Source organism: Phycisphaerales bacterium (assembly GCA_029268515.1).
Taxonomy (GTDB): domain Bacteria; phylum Planctomycetota; class Phycisphaerae; order Phycisphaerales; family SM1A02; genus JAQWNP01.
Map to the genome: position 1 here is coordinate 257,463 of JAQWNP010000006.1, position 18,364 is coordinate 275,826.

At 50.6% G+C, this 18,364-nt stretch carries 19 protein-coding genes; 14 read left to right on the top strand and 5 right to left on the bottom strand.

What is annotated here, in order from left to right; translation table 11 throughout:
• Nucleotides 1-15: 15 nt before the first annotated feature.
• The 3 genes from dnaB to P8J86_04010 form a co-directional block, all read right to left on the bottom strand.
• Nucleotides 16-1,611 carry a replicative DNA helicase gene (gene dnaB / locus P8J86_04000; GenBank protein MDG2053850.1) on the bottom strand — a complete coding sequence of 532 codons (1,596 nt, stop codon included), beginning with the start codon at nt 1,609-1,611 and terminating at the stop codon, nt 16-18.
• Nucleotides 1,612-1,746: 135 nt separating this feature from the next.
• The gene (locus P8J86_04005) at nt 1,747-2,103 is read right to left on the bottom strand and encodes an integration host factor subunit beta (GenBank protein MDG2053851.1); all 357 of its coding nucleotides are present in this window, start codon (nt 2,101-2,103) and stop codon (nt 1,747-1,749) included.
• A gap of 248 nt (nt 2,104-2,351) precedes the next feature.
• The gene (locus P8J86_04010; GenBank protein ID MDG2053852.1) at nt 2,352-2,726 is read right to left on the bottom strand and encodes a hypothetical protein; all 375 of its coding nucleotides are present in this window, start codon (nt 2,724-2,726) and stop codon (nt 2,352-2,354) included.
• A 267-nt stretch (nt 2,727-2,993) separates the two neighbouring features.
• Between P8J86_04010 and trkA the strand changes: the two genes are divergently transcribed.
• Both trkA and P8J86_04020 read left to right on the top strand, forming a co-directional pair.
• Nucleotides 2,994-4,346 carry a Trk system potassium transporter TrkA gene (gene trkA / locus P8J86_04015; GenBank protein MDG2053853.1) on the top strand — a complete coding sequence of 451 codons (1,353 nt, stop codon included), beginning with the start codon at nt 2,994-2,996 and terminating at the stop codon, nt 4,344-4,346.
• Complete coding sequence (locus P8J86_04020) at nt 4,343-5,938, top strand: TrkH family potassium uptake protein (GenBank protein ID MDG2053854.1); 1,596 nt, start codon at nt 4,343-4,345, stop codon at nt 5,936-5,938. The genes trkA and P8J86_04020 overlap by 4 nt, the downstream gene beginning before the upstream one ends.
• Here the strand turns inward: P8J86_04020 and P8J86_04025 are convergent, their stop codons facing one another.
• Nucleotides 5,939-6,496, bottom strand: a complete 558-nt coding sequence (locus P8J86_04025; protein MDG2053855.1) for an NADH-quinone oxidoreductase subunit I — start codon at nt 6,494-6,496, stop codon at nt 5,939-5,941. It lies immediately after the preceding gene.
• Between the two features lie 133 nt (nt 6,497-6,629).
• On the opposite strand from P8J86_04025, the gene P8J86_04030 reads away from it, so the two are divergent.
• The 11 genes from P8J86_04030 (at nt 6,630) to P8J86_04080 (ending at nt 16,418) form a co-directional block, all read left to right on the top strand.
• Entirely contained in the window at nt 6,630-6,905 is a 276-nt protein-coding gene (locus P8J86_04030) for an AtpZ/AtpI family protein (GenBank protein ID MDG2053856.1), read from the top strand.
• Between the two features lie 33 nt (nt 6,906-6,938).
• Nucleotides 6,939-7,460, top strand: a complete 522-nt coding sequence (locus P8J86_04035) for a hypothetical protein (GenBank protein ID MDG2053857.1) — start codon at nt 6,939-6,941, stop codon at nt 7,458-7,460.
• Nucleotide 7,461: 1 nt separating this feature from the next.
• On the top strand, nt 7,462-8,451 hold the full coding sequence (gene atpB, locus P8J86_04040; protein ID MDG2053858.1) for a F0F1 ATP synthase subunit A: 990 nt from the start codon (nt 7,462-7,464) through the stop codon (nt 8,449-8,451).
• A gap of 127 nt (nt 8,452-8,578) precedes the next feature.
• On the top strand, nt 8,579-8,956 hold the full coding sequence (gene atpE, locus P8J86_04045; GenBank protein ID MDG2053859.1) for an ATP synthase F0 subunit C: 378 nt from the start codon (nt 8,579-8,581) through the stop codon (nt 8,954-8,956).
• 77 nt (nt 8,957-9,033) lie between these two features.
• Nucleotides 9,034-9,570, top strand: coding sequence for a F0F1 ATP synthase subunit B (gene atpF, locus P8J86_04050; protein MDG2053860.1), 537 nt, complete (start codon nt 9,034-9,036; stop codon nt 9,568-9,570).
• An 18-nt stretch (nt 9,571-9,588) separates the two neighbouring features.
• Complete coding sequence (gene atpH, locus P8J86_04055) at nt 9,589-10,203, top strand: ATP synthase F1 subunit delta (GenBank protein ID MDG2053861.1); 615 nt, start codon at nt 9,589-9,591, stop codon at nt 10,201-10,203.
• Nucleotides 10,204-10,207: 4 nt separating this feature from the next.
• On the top strand, nt 10,208-10,969 hold the full coding sequence (locus P8J86_04060; protein MDG2053862.1) for an SIMPL domain-containing protein: 762 nt from the start codon (nt 10,208-10,210) through the stop codon (nt 10,967-10,969).
• 44 nt (nt 10,970-11,013) lie between these two features.
• Nucleotides 11,014-12,567, top strand: coding sequence for a F0F1 ATP synthase subunit alpha (atpA, locus tag P8J86_04065; protein ID MDG2053863.1), 1,554 nt, complete (start codon nt 11,014-11,016; stop codon nt 12,565-12,567).
• A 27-nt stretch (nt 12,568-12,594) separates the two neighbouring features.
• Nucleotides 12,595-13,608, top strand: coding sequence for a 3'(2'),5'-bisphosphate nucleotidase (locus tag P8J86_04070; GenBank protein MDG2053864.1), 1,014 nt, complete (start codon nt 12,595-12,597; stop codon nt 13,606-13,608).
• A 20-nt stretch (nt 13,609-13,628) separates the two neighbouring features.
• Complete coding sequence (locus P8J86_04075) at nt 13,629-15,446, top strand: SLC13 family permease (GenBank protein ID MDG2053865.1); 1,818 nt, start codon at nt 13,629-13,631, stop codon at nt 15,444-15,446.
• A gap of 9 nt (nt 15,447-15,455) precedes the next feature.
• On the top strand, nt 15,456-16,418 hold the full coding sequence (locus P8J86_04080) for a hypothetical protein (protein MDG2053866.1): 963 nt from the start codon (nt 15,456-15,458) through the stop codon (nt 16,416-16,418).
• Between the two features lie 61 nt (nt 16,419-16,479).
• Here P8J86_04080 and P8J86_04085 read toward each other — a convergent pair whose 3' ends face one another.
• Nucleotides 16,480-17,274 carry a prepilin-type N-terminal cleavage/methylation domain-containing protein gene (locus P8J86_04085; protein MDG2053867.1) on the bottom strand — a complete coding sequence of 265 codons (795 nt, stop codon included), beginning with the start codon at nt 17,272-17,274 and terminating at the stop codon, nt 16,480-16,482.
• A gap of 427 nt (nt 17,275-17,701) precedes the next feature.
• Between P8J86_04085 and P8J86_04090 the strand changes: the two genes are divergently transcribed.
• Complete coding sequence (locus P8J86_04090) at nt 17,702-18,256, top strand: sigma-70 family RNA polymerase sigma factor (GenBank protein ID MDG2053868.1); 555 nt, start codon at nt 17,702-17,704, stop codon at nt 18,254-18,256.
• The last annotated feature ends 108 nt before the right edge of the window (nt 18,257-18,364 follow it).

The following is an 18,364-nucleotide window of genomic DNA, read 5'->3' on the forward strand; positions in this document are numbered from 1 at the left end:
CGGGGATGATTCGCCTCAAATAGGTGGCAACCCATCATCTAAATCATCTTGAATCCCAGCGAGTTGAGCCCCGCCACCAGCACCACCGCCACTGCCACTGCCAGCACCACCGGGCGCATATGGATTGCCGCCAGTCGTAAAGGCGCCCAGCCCAGCACCAGTGGTCTCAGGGGCATAGTCCAGGAAGCGCGTCGAGTTCGCCTGCCAAGAAAGCGAAATAACAGGCGTTGGTCCATTCCGCTGCTTCGCAATAATCAACTCTGCAAAACCAGCTTTATCTGGGTTGGCTTCAATCCAAGTTGGATCAGATGCATGGTAGTACTCTTCGCGATGGAGCATGGTGACCACATCTGCATCCTGCTCAATAGCGCCTGACTCACGCAGGTCATTCAACAATGGCCGATGGCCCGTCCGCTCTGCAGCAGCACGATTAAGCTGACTGAGGCAAACAACAGGAATATCTAATTCTCGAGCCAAGGCCTTCACGCCTCGGCTCAACGAGCTGACCTCCTGCTGACGAGATTCCACTCGTCCTCCCAAGCTCATCAGCTGAAGATAGTCAATAAACAAGGCCTTAATTCCATGCTTCTGACTCATCCGACGGGCCTTGGCTCGCAACTGCATTAAGGTCAGGCCCGGTGTGTCATCAATAAACAAAGGCGCACTCATGAGTTCACCGCATGCAGTCATCAATGAGCGATAGTCATCCGTGCGAAGCATATTTCTTCGCAGTCGCTGGGAGTTAATTTGCGCTCTGGCTGCCAACAATCGTTGAACCAACTGTTGCTTGCTCATTTCCAGACTAAATAGGCCAACTGGATAGTCGTGCGTCGCCATATATTCAGCCATATTCAGAGCCAATGCTGTCTTACCAATAGACGGACGGGCCGCCACGATAATGAACTCACCTGGCTGTAGACCACCGGTCACCTCATCAAGCTCAGAAAAACCAGTCGGCACACCTGTAATGGTGCGGCCTTCTTGCTTCTCCAGGACAGTCATGGCTTCCGTAATCAATTCATGCAAAGACTCAATTCGTCGTTCTTCACCTTGTTGAGCAATCTCGAAGATGCGCTGCTCAGCGGTATTAAGAACTGTCTCTGCATCATCTGCATTTTGATGGGCATCCACCAAGATCTCACCGGCCGCAGAGATCAAGCGACGGATTGTCGCCTTCTGGCGGACGAGCCTCGCATAGTGAGGTGCATTGGTCGCACTCGGCACGGCATTGGCTAACTCGAGTAGATAGTCGAGACCACCAACAGAATTAAGAACATCACGGTCGGCAAGTAACTGGTTCAGTTGAACAATATCAACCGAGGCGTGCTTGTCATAAAGCTCAACCATAGCGTCATAGATGGCGCCATTGGCCGGCTTAAAGAAATCCGACCCGCCGCGGAGGGTCTGCACAACATCGCCCACGACTGTGGGTTCAAGGAGCATCGAGCCAAGCAAACTGACCTCAGCCTCCATGGCATGCGGTGGCAGCGCTTCAAGCAGATGCGTGAGCTCTCGAGCTGTCGCTTGGGAACTCTGCTTAACGCTACGGCTTTTGCCAGATCCTGTCTGAGGTTGGCTGCCCTGATCATGATGTTTGGGTGGGTTGCTCATTCCTTGAGCCACGATTCATATCATCCATGAGAATACAGCAGCTTGTTATGCCCTGCTGCGTCAGTTCTTCCACATCTTGTCCACGGCCAGCTCTATCGCCAAACGCTGGCTTGAGGTCGTTAGACGACCCCTCTGTTAGTCAACACTGACGGTCATCTCAAGGACTTCATTCGATGACTCAATCGATCTCACAGCAACTGGTTTCTGCTGATCATCGAGCGCTTCCTTCATCAAACGACCAACCTTGAACTTGACCGTTCGCTTTGCAGGAACTGGCACGCGTTCAAGTGTCCTTGGATTCTGTGCAATTCGAGGAGCGCGCTGGCGAATCTCAAAAACGCCGAAGTCACGGAACTCCATCCGGTTCCCTTTTCCTAATTCATCGATGACGTTATTCAGGAATGCTTGAACCGTCTTTTTAACGGCCGTCCTACGCTGATTCGTTTCATCAGCGATGCGATCTATTAAGTCTTTTTTAGTAGTTGTAGCCATACTTGAAGAACCCCCACTAATCGTGGCCTAAGCGAGGTGCCCCTATACCCTTAGCTCAGGCGCTATTTCATTGTTTGCCCCCGGCTGGGGCTGGCCTGAGCCCTGAAAAAGCGCCTAAGCCGGTTGATTCAAGTATGACGAGGCAAGTCAAGGCCGTCAAGAACAACCCTGATGCCTACAACACTTTATGAAAGAAAAGACCCATTTATGATGGCTTTCTGGGCCAAAAAAAGGTCCCTCATTTATTATCACCGAGATCCGTTGATTTCCAGGCTACGGTTCGTTCGAATGAAGAACTCATTGGGACGACCATTGACGATTTGTTGTTGATCCCAGGTCCGGATCTGAGCCACATAAACGGGTGCAAAATCTGGAATTCGGCCCACATTGAGCAGCCCATCGCGTCGCCCGAGAAGGAACTCCTGTCTCCTGACCAGCTCCCCATTTTCACCCGTCAAGCTCAACAGGTTTTGCCCAGGCATGACCAACATTCTCGCTCTTGATGCTGCCAGCCACTGTTCCTGAGTCGAACGGTTGGAACTTGTTCTCGTCTGGCAACCCAATGGGATAAGCCCGCTCATCAGTAAGCCAGCTGCCGCCGCAATTTTTAGCCAATACATCATTTGCCCCCTTCGACCCCTTCAAAGCCTCTTTCCTCAATATTGAGAATAACCCAGGTGGCATGAGGGACAAGGTGAAATCACCCAATGAGCGCTGATAGTGACAACAAGAACCCTCTCGGGGCTTTGAGAGGGGTCGTCTGCTTCGCCAAAGCTGCCGATAACACAGAGTGTCCTGCAAACGGGTGTTTTCTCAGTATCAATCAATCCGATGATTTGACCTGTAGAATCGCACGTCCGACGACAGCCTTAGAGGATCTGAGTAAAAATATGAACATCATCATCTGTGGCGCCGGCGAAGTGGGATCCCACGCAGCAGAGGTCCTCAGCGAGGCCAACCACAACATCACTGTGATTGATACAGATATCAGCCGCATCGAGCGCTTAGAAGACTCGATGGATATTGCCGCTCAACTCGGGAATGCCTCTTCAGCTGAATCCCTTAAGCGAGCTGGTGTGCAACATGCGGACCTTGTGCTGGCAGCCACCAACAGCGATGACGTCAATTTGGTGACCTCAGCAGTAGCAAAGTCAATGGGTGCAAAGAAGACCATTGCAAGAGTGCATCACATTGCATTTTACATGAATGATTCTCTTAACTACCGCACGTTTTTTAATGTGGATCGCCTTATCTGCCCCGAGTTCTCTACTGCACTTGCGCTCGCTTCATCTCTTCGAAATCCTGGTGCAATATTAATTGAGAATATCGCTCGTGGTGCCATAGAGATGCAGGAGTTCTCTGTCAGTGACAATGCAAAAGCAGTCGGCCGGGAACTAAAGAACATCGACCTCCCTGCTGGCTCTCGCCTCGCAGCTGTCACTCGGTATGGAAAAGCATTCATCCCCGATGCACAGACAAAAATTCAGCCAGAAGACATTGTGACACTGGTTGGTAATGCACCTGTGTTTCAAACAGCTCGCCACCTCTTTCATGATCGAGGCGTTAAGAGACAACGCATTGCGATTATGGGTGGACCGCCTGTCGCAGTGTGGCTGTGTAGGCAATTGCGTGACCGGAACTTCTCTATTCGCTTGTTTGAACAAGATCGCCAGCGTGCCGAAGTGTTAGCCACCAAACTGGACTGGGTCACGGTTATTCAAGCTGATCCAACTGATCCCACCGTATTTGAAGATGAGCACATTGACCATGTCGACGCTTTCGTAGCCTTACAGAATGATGATGAAGACAACATTCTTGGCTGCGCATGGGCCAAGAGTATGGGTGTTCAGCAAGCAATGGCCATCGTTCAGCGATCGAACTATCAGCACCTCCTTCGCTACGTAGGCATTGACCGTTTCTTTAGTCCAAGGCTCGTGGCTATCCGCGAGATCAACGACGTTATTAATGAACGCCCTCTGCGTGTCGTCGCATCACTTGCCGATCATGTGATTGATGTGGTTCGCCTTCAAGTCGGCGAGGATGCAGAAGTCAACGGCAAGAATTTAAAAGAGATCGCACTGGGTGAAAGTGGAATGATTGTTGTTGTTGATCGAGGTGATCAGGTCTTTGTGCCTCAAGCAGATGAGACCATACAAGCTGGTGACACACTTTTAGTCGTCGCGCCTCATGGACAGGAGATTCCGTTGCGCAAGCGATTTGGCGTGCAGGGTCACGTCTCGTGAATTACGCATTCATACTGCGCCAACTCGGTCGACTCTTAGCTGTGCTCAGTGGCATTATTTTGGTCATTTGGTTGTGGTCGATCATTCGCTGGTCACTCGACTTCGACTTTGAACTCGCCGCCCAATGGGCCCTGTTGGCCACGGCTGGTTTGGGGGCCCTGCTCGGTTATATGAGCTGGCTACTTGGCACTCATTTGATTCGCCCGAAGAAAAATCTTGTCACAACAGGCGCCTCATCCAGAAAAGAAATGTCGATCGGCCGACGTGAAGCGCTGCTCCTCGTCGCTATTGCTTGGGTTGTTGTGAGCTTACTCGCAGCGCTCCCCTATCTCTTGTGGTCGTGGATCGAACAAGATAATCCGGCGGACCATCCTTTCAACAGCTATGTGAACTGCTTTTTTGAATCAATCAGCGGATTATCAACAACTGGCGCCAGTGTGCTTACGGATATTGAGGCGATGCCTCATAGCCTGTTGCTCTGGCGCGCCCTGACCCAATGGCTTGGCGGCCTGGGAATTGTGGTGCTCTTTGTCGCGGTTCTTCCCATGATGGGTGTTGGTGGAAAACGGCTCTTCCGAATTGAAGCGCCTGGACCTGACCCAGAAGGCGTTCGCCCTCACATACGAGAGACAGCAAGAATTCTTTGGCTGATCTACACCGGCATGACAGTGGCGCTTATCGTTGCTCTGTTGATTGCTGGGATGTCTCTTTTTGATGCCGTCTGTCATGCATTCACAACCGTCGCCACAGGCGGATTTAGTAATGACAACTCAAGTCTGGGTGGCTATCGCTCGGCAACGATTGACATCATTACGATGTTGTTCATGGTGCTGGCCAGCGCCAACTTTATTCTCTACTTTGCTGCTGCTCGCGGAAAATTTAGTTCAATTCTGCGCGATACTGAATTACGTGTATACGTCGGCGTCATTATTATTGGTGTGCTACTGATCGCCGGGACACTGTGGGTCACACAGACATCAATCATCACCACCGAAGGCGTCGCTATTGCACCAACAGCAGGCGCTTCACTGCTGTACGGCAGTTTTACTGCGATCTCACAGCAAACAACCACCGGCTTCACCGTTGCTGATTTTAGTAACTGGCCCTTTCTTGCAACAGCTACGATCATCGGACTGATGTTCATTGGCGGATCCGCAGGATCAACCGCTGGTGGAATCAAGATTGCTCGCATCTGGATTGGATTACGCGTCATTCTTGGTGAGGTCGAACGTGTCTTCCGACCCAATGTCGTGCGGCCACTGAAGGTTTCAGGCACCACCATCGATGAGGAACTCAAACTCGGCACACTGGCATATCTCGTGCTGATTGTCTTGTTGTTCATTTCCGGTGCTATCTTGATGATGCTCTTTGAAGGTGGAAATGAAGCATGTTCATTTGCAACCGCCTCATCTGCATCACTTGCAACACTGTGCACTGTTGGCCCAGGCCTGGGTGCAATCGGCGCCTTGGACAACTACAACTGGATGACTGATGCCAGCAAGCTTCTCTTGTGTTTATGGATGACTTTAGGGAGGCTCGAGATCTTCACACTTTTAGTGCTACTCAGTCCTCGCTTCTGGAGCGACCGCTAATCACATTGGTTTTTCATCAATGGTTGCGTCATAGATTTCTAATAGCTTCTGCTTATCGAAAATCATTTCTTGTCGTGACAGGCCAACAACCTCATACCTTGGGGTAAGTTCAATAGCATCAACAGGACATGCTTCTTCACACATACCGCAGTAGATACAACGAAGCTCATCAATATCAAATTGCTTTGGGTACTTTTCTCGATCATCCCAGGGTGCTGCCTCACCCACGATGTGAATACAGTTCGCTGGGCATGCTGTTGAGCACATAAAGCATGCCACACAACGAACGCGGCCATCTTCATCACGGTTGAGCCGATGTACGCCACGGAAGGTTGGACGATACTGACCTCCTTCTTCCACAGGTCGATCATCGCGCTTTTCTTCTGGGTACTGCACCACCCAGAGGTTGTCCTTATTTTTGCCATCCCGCCCTACATTGGTAAGGAAGTGCCGCATCGTCGTGCCCAGACCACGAAAAACAGCTGGCAGAAACAGGCCGTCGGTACGGCTCAGAGGCTTGGGTGTTACGTCAATATATGGATTCTCGCCCTGCGTCATAACTAAGAATCATACCCACCAACTGATCAACACCCCGCTTGAAGCCCAGCAATCCGCCTACTTTGAGAAATTTTTCACATAGGTCCGGTCTCCCCTTGGCCCCTCGGCTCTAAAGAGGTACAAGAGCCAGATCATGGTGGCCAACCCAACCGGCGAGAAAAAGCCAAATATCGCCCGAAACCGCATGTGGCGACTATCGGGCCTCGGCTTCACAATGGCTAGCGAAATCGTGGCCGGCTTACTCATCGGCTGGTTGATTGATGTGGTGGTTGGTACCAAGGATACATGGATCATTGTTGGCACCGTCACAGGGCTCATTATTGCTCTGGTTAGCGCGATCAAGATTGGGCTCTCAGCAAATCGGCAGGCAATCACTGATTACAAAAAGCAGCAAGAAGACCGTTCCTAATCAAAAAATGGCTCATTCATAGGTAAAGCGGACTTGTCCAAAGCACCACTCAACAGCGTTTCTGACTCCAAAACGGCACCGGCTGCCCCAAAACGACCGGTGAGCACCTTTCCTGGGCCCTGGTCAGCCCTTCCAGCCCGAGCACTCTGGACCATCTCTTTCTTGGCCCCAATCCTCGGATATGCACTTTATGTACTGGTTGTTTGGCTTATGGGTGTGGAAAATGCGGGTGATTTGTACCTGGTTGGCCTTTATGAGACTGGCATCGTGATCCTGCCTGCAGTTGCTTACCTCGCCATCATCAGGCCTCACCACCAGCGACCGGTATCACTCTGGGTCATGTTGTGGATGGTCGGCACAATACTCCGCATGATGCTCACCCTGGTTATCTCCTTATTGGTATACTTCGCGACCGATTTCAACCAACTGGCAGTTTTCGGTTCTTTCTTAATTTCCTGGTTCTTCCTTCTCACCGGTGAAACCTGGGTCTGCGCTTCACACCTCCGTGGTGTGCAACCCCGGTTAGAGGCGGTACAACCGATGGAGCCCGCCTGAAATGGCACTTCTTGGTAGCGGTATAAACCCTCTTGGACATGTTCTAGACGTCGACCTTGTCGGCGGCCCTCGCCCTGTGTTTCGTGGCACCGAGCAATGGGGTGATTATGTCGGGCTGACCAATCAACCATTGGTCACCATGCACATGATCACGCTTATCTTGGCAGCGCTTCTACTGTGGTGGGCACTGACATCCGCTGCTCGAGCGATTGCCACTGGCCCCAAGAGTGAAGGCAACGACCGCTATCGAACTTGCAGTCGTTTTGGACAGCTCATTGAAGTGATTGTGATCTACCTTTCCGAAAAGGCGATCCGCCCAGTACTCGGTAAGGATGCCAATCGATACCTTCCCTTCCTCTTAACGTTGTTCTTTTTCATACTGGTTTGCAATCTCATCGGACTCTTCCCATTTGTTGATCTTCAACACATCAGCGATGTACTGTTCGACGTGGATTTAGGCGGCGAATCTGCAATGGATTGGGCCGTGTTTGGTGGAACTGTGACAAGCAATCTGGCTGTGACTGCCGGACTCGCCGCACTTGCCTTCATCGTTATACAAGTTCACGGCTTCCGCGAACTGGGTATTGGGGGTTGGCTCAAGCACCTCAGTGGTGGTGCCCCGATGTACCTGCTTCCAATTATGGTTCCAGTAGAGCTCATGAGTCTGCTCATCAAACCTGCGGCACTGGCCATTCGGCTCTTCGCCAACATGGTCGCTGGTCACACATTGATGGCGACGCTATCACTCTTTGGCTACATGGCCTACAGCTCGCTTGGCTGGGCCGGGGTCATTGGAATCTCCATTCCGTCCATTCTGTTCGCACTTGCAATCAGCTTCTTAGAGATTTTCGTAGCATTCCTACAAGCATTTATCTTTATGTTCCTGACCACCGTTTTCATTGGGCAACTCTCACACCATGATGAGGACGATGAAAAAGAAACGGGCACTGAACATGCCCTGGAGTATCGAGACGCACCAGCACATGGCTAGGGTTGTTCCCCAGTTATGTTTTTGAATCACGAAATGAACTGTACGCATTGAGGGCTACAGCATTTCAAATCAAGATCCGGCATTCGGCTCTGGCCGAAGCACTAACCAGAGGAAAGTGGCTCTTACAATGAAGAACCTGATCGCGCTTCTAGCCGTCACACTGATCGGCATCGGCCTTACCAATACACTTGGCTATGCAGACGATGCTGCAGGCGGTACCGCTCAAACAGAGGAAGCACATCAACAAAACGTAGCCGTAGGCAAAGCCGAAGGCGGTGGTGGGCTCGGTATGGGACTTGGCGGCGGCTTGGCCGCTGGCATCGCAGCTGTCGGTGCGGGTCTCGGCATCGGACTCATTGGCAGTGGTGCCGTGAGCGCCATTGCACGTCAACCAGAAATGGCTGGCCCAATCGGCACCAACATGATTATTACGGCCGCACTTGTGGAAGGTGTTGCACTGTTCGCAGTGGTCGTAGGTCTGCTCGGAATTCTTGGCGCGAAGTAACGCTTATGGGTAATCACTAGCTGGCACAAGCACATGCTTATGCCAGTTGGTTTATTCCCAAGATAAGGGAGCTGGCTATGTACCAGTTGATGCTTGCCGCCGGAGGAGGATCCGACTCACCGGTTATCATTGAAGTTCTACCGCTCATTACAGCGGTGATCGTCTTTGGCGCTACATTCGTTTTGCTGGCTAAATATATCTGGCCTCGCATCACGCAAGGACTCGAAGACCGAGATCGAAAGATCAAAGATGAGATCGAGTCAGCTGAAGATGCTCGCAAGCAGGCTAAAAATGCGCTTGAAGAGTATGAACGCGAGCTTGCCAATGCACGCCACGAAGCAGCAGACATGATCGCCAAGGCTCGAGCAGATGCCAAGGCGATTGCTGAAGAGCTGCGAAGTCGTAATGAAGTTGAGTTGACTGATATGAAGCAGCGAGCCACACAAGAGATTGATGCGGCTAAACAGGCTGCCATCAATGAGCTTTACGCTGAGTCCTCAACACTTGCCGTCACCATGGCGGGCAAGATACTCAAGCGTGAGATCTCGGTTGATGATCAAGAACGCCTCATGCATGAATCTCTCCATGAAATGGGCCAAGCCCACGCGAACTGAGTTTAGGAGAAGCCAGTTATGGCTCGCGAGACTGATGCCTTAGCCATGATCTACGCCAAGAGTCTGTACGAACTCGCCGATGCGGCGGGTGGTCAGGCCAAGATCATGGAGGTTGGGCAAGAACTTGAATCAATTGTTGAGTTAGCCAAAGAGAACAAACTCTTTCAGGAGTTTCTGCGCTCACCGATTGTTTCAACAGAGGCTCGCACCCAGGGTTTACGCAGTATTTTTGCTGATCGAATAACAGATCTCACCTTGCGATTCCTTCTTGTTGTCAATCGTAAAGGTCGACTTGGTCATTTGGAACAGATTGCACAGGCGTTTGATTTAATGGTCCAGGACAAATTTGGCCGAGTTGAGGTCGATCTATTCACGGCCGTTGAGCTGCCCGCTGAAAAACTCGAGTCTCTTCGAATGCGTATTAAAGGTGCGCTTGGCAAGGACCCGGTTCTGCATGCATACACTGAGCCAGAGATGCTTGGTGGATTAAAGCTACTTGTGGGTGATCAGTTGATCGATGGCTCTATCGCCACCCAACTAAATTCCATGCGTGAAGACCTTCGTCATGGTGGCAGCAACACCATTCCTGGTCACTTGTCTGACTTCTTAGGCCAGTCCAATGGAGAGAGCTAGAGTCATGATCAACATTGCAAACAAACCTTTACTTCTTGTCCTTACGCTTATAACCGCGGTCAACTTTCAGGTGATGGCTGACGCTCCACCAAGCGATGTACCTCAGCTTCAGTTGAGCGGGACGGCCATGATGGAACGACCCGCTGATCAGGTCACCATTATGTTGGGGGTCGTAACGACAGAAGACAAAGCCGCTGATTCCATACGTGACAATGCCGCAAAGATGGAAAAGAGCTTGGAAGCTTTAAAGAAAGCGGGACTCACAAAAGACGAATACCAGACAAGCTCATTTGATATTGACCCGGTCTACGCTCCAAGACCACGCAACCCGCCAAGTGATTGGAAAGAAAAGATTATTGGCTACCGCGTCTCGAACCAGCTCATTATCAAAACCAGTCGAATCAACGACGTTGGCACAATTATTGATGCTGCAACGAGTGCCGGAACAAATAGCATCGACAGGATTGTGTTCGGCCTCAAGGACCAACGAGCCTATCGCAAAGAAGCCATCACCTTGGCTACCAAGAATGCAATGACCGATGCGAATACCGTGGCAAGTGCTGCTGGTATTACTTTGGTGCGAATTTTGAATGTGTCGGTCGGCAACTTCGCCAATAACGAACACAACCTCGGCATGCCAAGATCAAGAATGATGGCTGAGAGCAATGCCTTTGGATCTGCTCCATCGACTTCAATCCAAGCGGGTGATGTCACCATTCAAGCAACTGTTAATATTGTTTTCGAAATCGAGGACTCTCGTAAGTAATAAGACTCCTCTGTCCAAAAGACGTTATTCAGAAAGTATGAGCCGTGAAGATCAAGACTGACGAAATCACCTCTGTCATCAAACAGGAAATCGAGCAGTTCTCTAGTGAGTTAGAGATCTCTGAGGTTGGCCGGGTGGTTGAGGTAGGTGATGGCATTGCGCGTATCTATGGCCTCTCCAATGCAATGGCGGGCGAGCTACTCGAATTTGAAACCTCTGAAGGTGTCATCATGGGACAGGCCATGAACCTGGAACTCGACACCGTTGGCGCGGTTATTTACGGCAACTACCTCCATATCCGTGAAGGTGATACCGTCAAATCAACTGGCCGATTACTTGAGATCCCCGTTGGTGAAGAATTGCTAGGCCGGGTGGTTGACCCCTTGGGCAATCCTCTTGATGGGGCTGGTGCAATCAACACCACAAAGACCCGTAAGCTCGATATTGTGGCACCCGGCATCGCCTTCCGCCAACCTGTGACAGAACCACTTCAAACAGGCATCAAGGCAATTGACTCCATGATTCCTGTGGGACGTGGCCAGCGTGAGTTGGTTATTGGTGACCGAAAGACAGGTAAGACTGCTGTTTGCCTGGACACCATCATCAATCAGAAACAGTATTGGGGAACGCCTGAGGCTGTGGTCTGCATTTACGTCGCAGTTGGGCAGAAAGAATCGACTGTTGCGGGTGTTATCGAAACGCTTCGTGAACATGGCGCTATGGACTATACGATTGTCGTGACTGCGGGCGCTTCAGACCCTGCCCCTATTCAATACATCGCACCGTATGCCGGCTGTGCTATCGGCGAACACTTTATGTGGCAGGGCAAAGAAGGCAAGACACCTAAACATGTGCTCTGTGTGTATGACGATCTTTCCAAACAGGCCATCGCCTACCGTCAGCTTTCGCTCTTGCTACGTCGACCTCCAGGTCGTGAAGCATATCCAGGCGACGTCTTCTACCTCCATAGTCGACTACTAGAACGGGCGACTAAGCTTTCTGACGAAGAAGGTGGCGGCTCACTCACAGCACTCCCCATCATTGAGACGCAAGAGGGTGATGTGTCTGCTTACATTCCTACCAATGTGATTTCGATCACTGATGGACAAATCTACTTGCAACCAGAGCTCTTTGCCGCTGGCGTACGCCCAGCTATCAACGTGGGTATTTCGGTGAGCCGTGTAGGTGGCAATGCACAGATTAAAGCGATGAAAGAAGTTGCGGGTTCACTTCGACTTGACCTTGCGGCCTTCCGCGAGCTTGAGGCATTCGCACAATTGGGAACCGAACTTGATGTCTCCAGTCAGCGACAGCTTGACCGTGGTTCAGTGATGGTTGAATTACTCAAACAAGGCCAGTACCAGCCGTTTGAGGTCATCGACCAGTGCATTTCGATTTTCGCTGGAGCCAATGGGTTTCTCGATGATCTGAATAAGAATGACGTGCCGTCTTTTGAGGCATCACTACTGGAGTACATGCACGGCCCCGGCAAAGAACTGCGAGAGAAATTGGTCAGCAGCAGATCCTTCAAGGGCCTCGAGGATGACTTCAAGGGTATGCTGACTGACTTCAAGAGCAGTTGGTCGCCATCTGAATAGAGTCGTATTTTTACGGAGAGATTACAAATGAATCAGCAGCACTCTTTGCTGCAGGCTGCATTGAGCGCGGTTGCCACGGGATGTGGCGCTGCCAAACATGTTCAACGTGAGCTTGAGTCAGTTCGAGAAGTAACCAAGGATGATCGAAGCCCTGTGACTGTGGCAGACTTTGCGGTTCAAGCCTTGGTTTGGATGAGCCTCAATGAGAGTCTCGACGCACCGTTAATTGTGGGTGAGGAAAGCGCTGATCTCTTACGAAATGTCAATCAGGCAGCCGTGTTGGACGCCGTCGTTTCAACTGTAAAATCTGCTCGGTCTGACGTAACGACTGCACAAGTACTTGATGCTATTGATGCCTGTAACCACGATGGCACAGCTGATAGCTACTGGACCCTTGATCCAATTGATGGAACCAAGGGCTTCTTACGGCAACAACAATTTGCAATTGCACTGGGCTATATCGAACATGGTGAAGTCGTGCTTGGTGTGATGGGTTGCCCAAGCTTACCGGTTGATCACGCGGCACCACTCGATACTGCTGATTCAGAAGGTGTTCTGTATGCAGCAAGTAAAGGTGCCGGAGCATGGGAATATCCGGCCTGCGATCCGCAATGCACACCACGTCAGGTTCATGCCAATAGCTGGTCTGCCGGGCAAACCACGCGCACTTGTGAATCTGTTGAATCTGGTCACTCTAAACAGGATGAGACCGCTGCTGTACTGAAGAAACTCGGCTCACCCTCAGCACCGGTCCGCCTTGATAGCCAATGTAAATATGCCTTAGTCGCTCGCAATCAGGCAGATGCTTATCTTCGTATGCCAACTCGCAAGGGATATGTTGAGAAAATATGGGATCATGCTGCTGGCATGATCATTGCAACTGAGGCCGGCGCTCTCGTATCTGACGTGACTGGTGCCCCCCTTGATTTCACACAGGGAGCAACCCTTCAGAACAATCGAGGGGTGATTTGTGCCGTCCCTGGACTCCATGAGAGCATCATCGAGATAATCAGTGCCCTTGGTGTTGGTGCTGGAGCATAGTGATCGCCGACTAGGTTTCTATGGACTTCTCCACCTGGTTTACCATTCTGGTCATCTGCCTCGTCATGGCTTCGATCATCTCTAATCGAGTTGGTGTCGATGTCGCTATGGTCGGTGGCCTTACGCTCCTCATCATTGGCCAGGTTGTGGATCCTCAAACAGCCATCCGTGGATTCGCCGACCCGGCAGTCGTCATGATCGGATCGCTCTTTGTCATCGCAGCTGGTATACGAGAAACGGGAGCCCTGGAATCTCTGTCGCACCTTTTACTAGGACGCCCTAAGTCGGTTGCGCGCGCGCAAGCAAGAATGATGGGGCCTGTTGCAGTGCTGTCGGGGTTCATGAACAACACGCCCATTGTGGCCATGTATCTGCCAATCATTGCAGACTGGGCACGACGTCTAAAGATAAGCCCATCGAAGTTGTATATGCCTCTATCGTTTGCTGCGATTATGGGTAGCAAGATCACGTTGATTGGGACCGCTTCCAATATCATCGTGATGGACTTGTATAACAGTTACATAAACCAAGAAATTGATATGGGGAGCACCATCGAACCAATGAGTCCAGTGCTTCAATTCTGGGGCATTGCCATATTGGGCGTACCAGCACTGATCATCGGTACTTTTATGATTGTCTGGCTTTCGCCGTTTCTATTGAAAGAGCGGAAGAGTCCACTCGCTACGGTTGATGAGGCGAGGCAATATCAGCTCGAAATGGAAGTACGTCCTGACTCAACCATCGTTGGCCGTTCAATTGAAAACGCTGGGCTACGACACCTGCCTGGACTTTACCTCGCCCAAATCGATCGTGGCAATCAGTCGCTGCCCGCGGTTGGGCCAGAAGAAATACTTCAAGCTGGCGACCGCCTGGGCTTTGTCGGTGTCTTAGATTCAGTTATGGATCTACGCAAGATCAAAGGATTAGTGCCCGCCACAGATCAAGTTGAGAAGATTGAGTCGCCGGTAAACGCGAGACTGCTTGTTGAAGCAGTTGTCTCAGCACGCTCACCATTAGTCCGTCAAACTGTTCGCGAAAGTCGATTTCGCACGACGTATAACGCTGCAATTATTGCTGTTCACCGAGCTGGCGCCCAGATTCAGCGAAAAGTCGGCGACATTACATTGCAACCTGGAGATACGCTGCTCCTAGATACGCATGATGGCTTCGTAGATGCGTATTGCAATAGCGACGACTTTTATCTGATTTCCGAAGTCGCTGATTCCCGCCCAGTTCGTCACGAACGTGGAATCATCGCACTCATGATCCTCGCTCTGATGGTGATTCTGATGAACGTACTTTCACAAGCATGGGTCGCTGCATTAGTTTGCGCCATGTTGATGATCGTCACACGTTGTGTCACTGGAACCGTTGCTCGAAGTAGCATTAACTGGCAAGTACTCCTCGTCATCGGCGCGGCTTTGGGTATTGGTACCGCTGTCAGCGAAACTGGCCTCCTGTCGACTTTTGCTGATGATTGGCTGGCTTCATGTTCACCGGCCGGGGGCTTTGTCGTTCTATTAGTGCTGTTTTCAATGGCCGCCATTGTCGCTCAGTTCATAACCAACTACGGCGCTGCAGCACTGCTCTTCCCAATTGCAATGGAAAGTGCCGCCACGATGGGCGCTAGTCCAGTTCCATTTGTCTTTACACTGATGATGGGTGCTGGATGTAGTTTCATGTCTCCCGTGACCTATCAGACCAATCTCATGGTGTATGGCCCCGGCGGCTATCGATTTACCGACTACCTGCGACTTGGCATACCATTGTCAGTTATCACTGCTCTTATCACTGCTGCTATTGCCTCAGTGGCATTCCCACTCCATCTTCCTGGTTAAGAACTCTTAATGCGTCTTGTATGGACCATCCTTGCTTGGGCAATCACCATCTTCGGTGTGATTGTGTTCATCGCTTGGTTGGTCGGAGAAATCTGCTCCAATAGATGGCATTGGTCACAGTGGTTGTTATGGATTCCATCTCCATTAGTCATCGTGATACTGCTCGTTTCACTTCTAGGTGGAATCAAATGCTGGTACCCCATGCAGATCCAGTGGCAGCGGATGGCGCCACTTGTTCTAGCCTTACTGTTCGTAACAGCCTTTTTTACGCTATGGGAGCATCGCTTTTTTCGTCAGGCCCAAAATCCACGCGATGGTCTGTCAATTCTCTGCTGGACGATGGCTAGCCGCACAATATCTGAAAAAGGCGAAGAAGTTTTTTTCCATGAAGTCAATCCAGATATAGCAATTCTTACCTGGGGAGATGACCTCGCAAGAAGTAAGACGCTATTCAAAAACCACTTGCCCAATCACCAACTGTACCGCGGAGATGGAGTGGTCACCGTTCTCTCTAAATTTCCAGTACAAGAAATACGACCCGTCATCTGGAATAGTGGTTTGTATATGAGCTTGGTAGTGATCGATGCATCACCATTCTTTAGTGAACCACTCGTGGTTTACGTTGTAGACCTTCCATCTTCCACAAAGATTGGACGCATGCAGATCGCCAATGATCTAAAAAAGATATTAGATAAATTAGAGCTACCCCCACCGGACTTAGTTGTTGGTGACTTCAATATGAACAGAGGTTCTTCTGCCATCAGAAAAATGTTTCCGGACATGCGCAACGCCTACAATGTGGCCGGAAGTGGATACGCCGCTTCATTCCCACGAGAGTGGCCCATTTATCATATTGATCTAGCGCTACTTGGGCCTCGTATCACCGCGACAGGATACGAACTGATTGATTCAGGAATGGCTCGTCATTGGGCTCAGCTATTGCATATCAAACCAATCAGCGCACCACAATAAAAAGACATGGTCCGAACGGGCTTGTCGCTATAAGAACTGTTTGGAAACTCGTGACTCGCGATTAATCGCGTGCCCCGGCAAGTGGCTGCTGAGCCTGCTTTTCACTAATAAGATCCCACAATTCATTGAATGAACTGACCGACCGAATGAGTGGAATCGTTGACTCCCAGAGCAGCTCTCTGATCCGCGGAGAATTCACATATTGCACACTGCCGTCGCCGCGAAGAACATTCACACCTGCGGTGTGGTTGAGATCCTCAAATTCTCTGAGGCCATCCGCCAATAGAACCAGCTTCGAACCTTCGGACAATCTTCGAGGTCGCTTGGTTACCCAATCAACATCACCTGCATAGTGATAGTTGGTTTGGATTTCTCGACTTGGCCGTGTCCATGCGCCCACCTGGCCAATCTCACGCCAAGTAATTTCGTACTCTTCATAAGCATGATTGCCACCATGGCTTGGACAATAGAAACAGTTTGGTGTGCGGCAGTAGTTATGTGCATATAACCAACCGATGCCATCCCAGCGATGTCCACCATGAGTGGACTCGGTTACCGCTGTTAGATCCCATGGGTGTGTGCCAGATGCAGCGATCTCGCTCTTTGGTAATTTGCCATTACGATCGTGTGCGAAAAGGAACATCGCCTGCCCCAACTGGCGCTGATTCGATGCACAGTAAACGCGATTCGCGCCTTCCTGAACCTTTGATAATGCTGGAAGAAGGAGGCCAGTCAAAACTGTCGAAACGCTGATGACGACGACAAGTTCGATGAGGCTAAAACCGCGATTCAGCAATGCAACTGTTCGCCGCTTAGGCAATCCATTACGTCTCTGAATAATCGGCATACAAGCCATGCCACACATCCTACTAGCCACCACACTAATGTCGTCCTAACAACTAGTGTGAATCATCCTGGCTGACCTCAGCTGATCAATACCAGCCTCCGGTATGCCCAACCAGTCCGCTTCTCCTCATCGCAGACCAACTGACCACGCGTATAGTCTATGTGATTGAGGCATTTCTACCTAAATAAAAACTCTGTTCTCTTCCTTGCGGTAAGCTAAAATGAATACTGATGAAGGGCTTTAATGGGCTCAAAAGAGGTTAATTTTCGGCAAAAGGTTGTTTTTGAGCCCCTTATCGCGATTTATTAAACATATGTTGCCTTCCATCAAGATGTGCCCATTTTGGGGACAGTTAGAGCTGATTGCACTGGATTAGGTATTTTTTGGGATCTTTAAGCCCAACCCTGCGAAGTCTCTGGTGCGGGAGAACCTACGAATGAGTCAAGAAGACTGGATGCTGATGCATCGTGTTGCTGCTGGCGATGAAGGCGCCATTGGTGATCTCTATGATCGGTTCAATGCTCTTGTATTCAAGGTGGCCCGCCAGTTTCTCTCTAGTCAGCCTGAGGCTGAGGATGCTGTTCAAGAGGTATTCATCCGACTCTGGCAAACGGCTGATCGATACGATCCCCGAAGAGCCAAGCTCGTGACATGGGTCATGTTAATTGCTCGGCGACATTTGATTGACCAACTTCGACGAAAAGCGGTGCGCCCCTCACCAGGAGTGCTGGAGGAAGATTTAGCCGCTTCTCGCCATGACGATAGACCGGAAAAGAAGACGAACGATGAGGAGTGGAGAAGTTCGTTACGGAAGCGAGTTGGAGAACTGCCTGAAATGCAACGAGTTGTGATTGAGCGGGCATATTTACAGGGTTACACTTTACGAGAGGTCAGCGTTCAGTTAAATGCACCTCTCGGCACAGTTAAATCAGCATTGAGCCGTGGGCTCATTAAATTAAGAGAAAGTCGATCAGCCGAGTGGGCTGTATAAAAGAGTGATTCCTGGGGCCCTAATCGAGGATATGTAACAATTATGCGATCTTTTTGCCTTGATAAGGCCTGCAACTGAAAGATACCAAGCAACCCCCCAACTCTTTGC

Bases quoted from the DNA above. Each gene is read 5' to 3' on its own strand.
- dnaB (MDG2053850.1), bottom strand. From the start codon at position 1,611: ATGAGCAACCCACCCAAACATCATGATCAGGGCAGCCAACCTCAGACA.
- P8J86_04005 (MDG2053851.1), bottom strand. From the start codon at position 2,103: ATGGCTACAACTACTAAAAAAGACTTAATAGATCGCATCGCTGATGAA.
- P8J86_04010 (MDG2053852.1), bottom strand. From the start codon at position 2,726: ATGATGTATTGGCTAAAAATTGCGGCGGCAGCTGGCTTACTGATGAGC.
- trkA (MDG2053853.1), top strand. From the start codon at position 2,994: ATGAACATCATCATCTGTGGCGCCGGCGAAGTGGGATCCCACGCAGCA.
- P8J86_04025 (MDG2053855.1), bottom strand. From the start codon at position 6,496: ATGACGCAGGGCGAGAATCCATATATTGACGTAACACCCAAGCCTCTG.
- P8J86_04030 (MDG2053856.1), top strand. From the start codon at position 6,630: ATGGTGGCCAACCCAACCGGCGAGAAAAAGCCAAATATCGCCCGAAAC.
- atpB (MDG2053858.1), top strand. From the start codon at position 7,462: ATGGCACTTCTTGGTAGCGGTATAAACCCTCTTGGACATGTTCTAGAC.
- atpE (MDG2053859.1), top strand. From the start codon at position 8,579: ATGAAGAACCTGATCGCGCTTCTAGCCGTCACACTGATCGGCATCGGC.
- atpF (MDG2053860.1), top strand. From the start codon at position 9,034: ATGTACCAGTTGATGCTTGCCGCCGGAGGAGGATCCGACTCACCGGTT.
- atpH (MDG2053861.1), top strand. From the start codon at position 9,589: ATGGCTCGCGAGACTGATGCCTTAGCCATGATCTACGCCAAGAGTCTG.
- P8J86_04060 (MDG2053862.1), top strand. From the start codon at position 10,208: ATGATCAACATTGCAAACAAACCTTTACTTCTTGTCCTTACGCTTATA.
- P8J86_04070 (MDG2053864.1), top strand. From the start codon at position 12,595: ATGAATCAGCAGCACTCTTTGCTGCAGGCTGCATTGAGCGCGGTTGCC.
- P8J86_04075 (MDG2053865.1), top strand. From the start codon at position 13,629: ATGGACTTCTCCACCTGGTTTACCATTCTGGTCATCTGCCTCGTCATG.
- P8J86_04080 (MDG2053866.1), top strand. From the start codon at position 15,456: ATGCGTCTTGTATGGACCATCCTTGCTTGGGCAATCACCATCTTCGGT.
- P8J86_04085 (MDG2053867.1), bottom strand. From the start codon at position 17,274: ATGGCTTGTATGCCGATTATTCAGAGACGTAATGGATTGCCTAAGCGG.
- P8J86_04090 (MDG2053868.1), top strand. From the start codon at position 17,702: ATGAGTCAAGAAGACTGGATGCTGATGCATCGTGTTGCTGCTGGCGAT.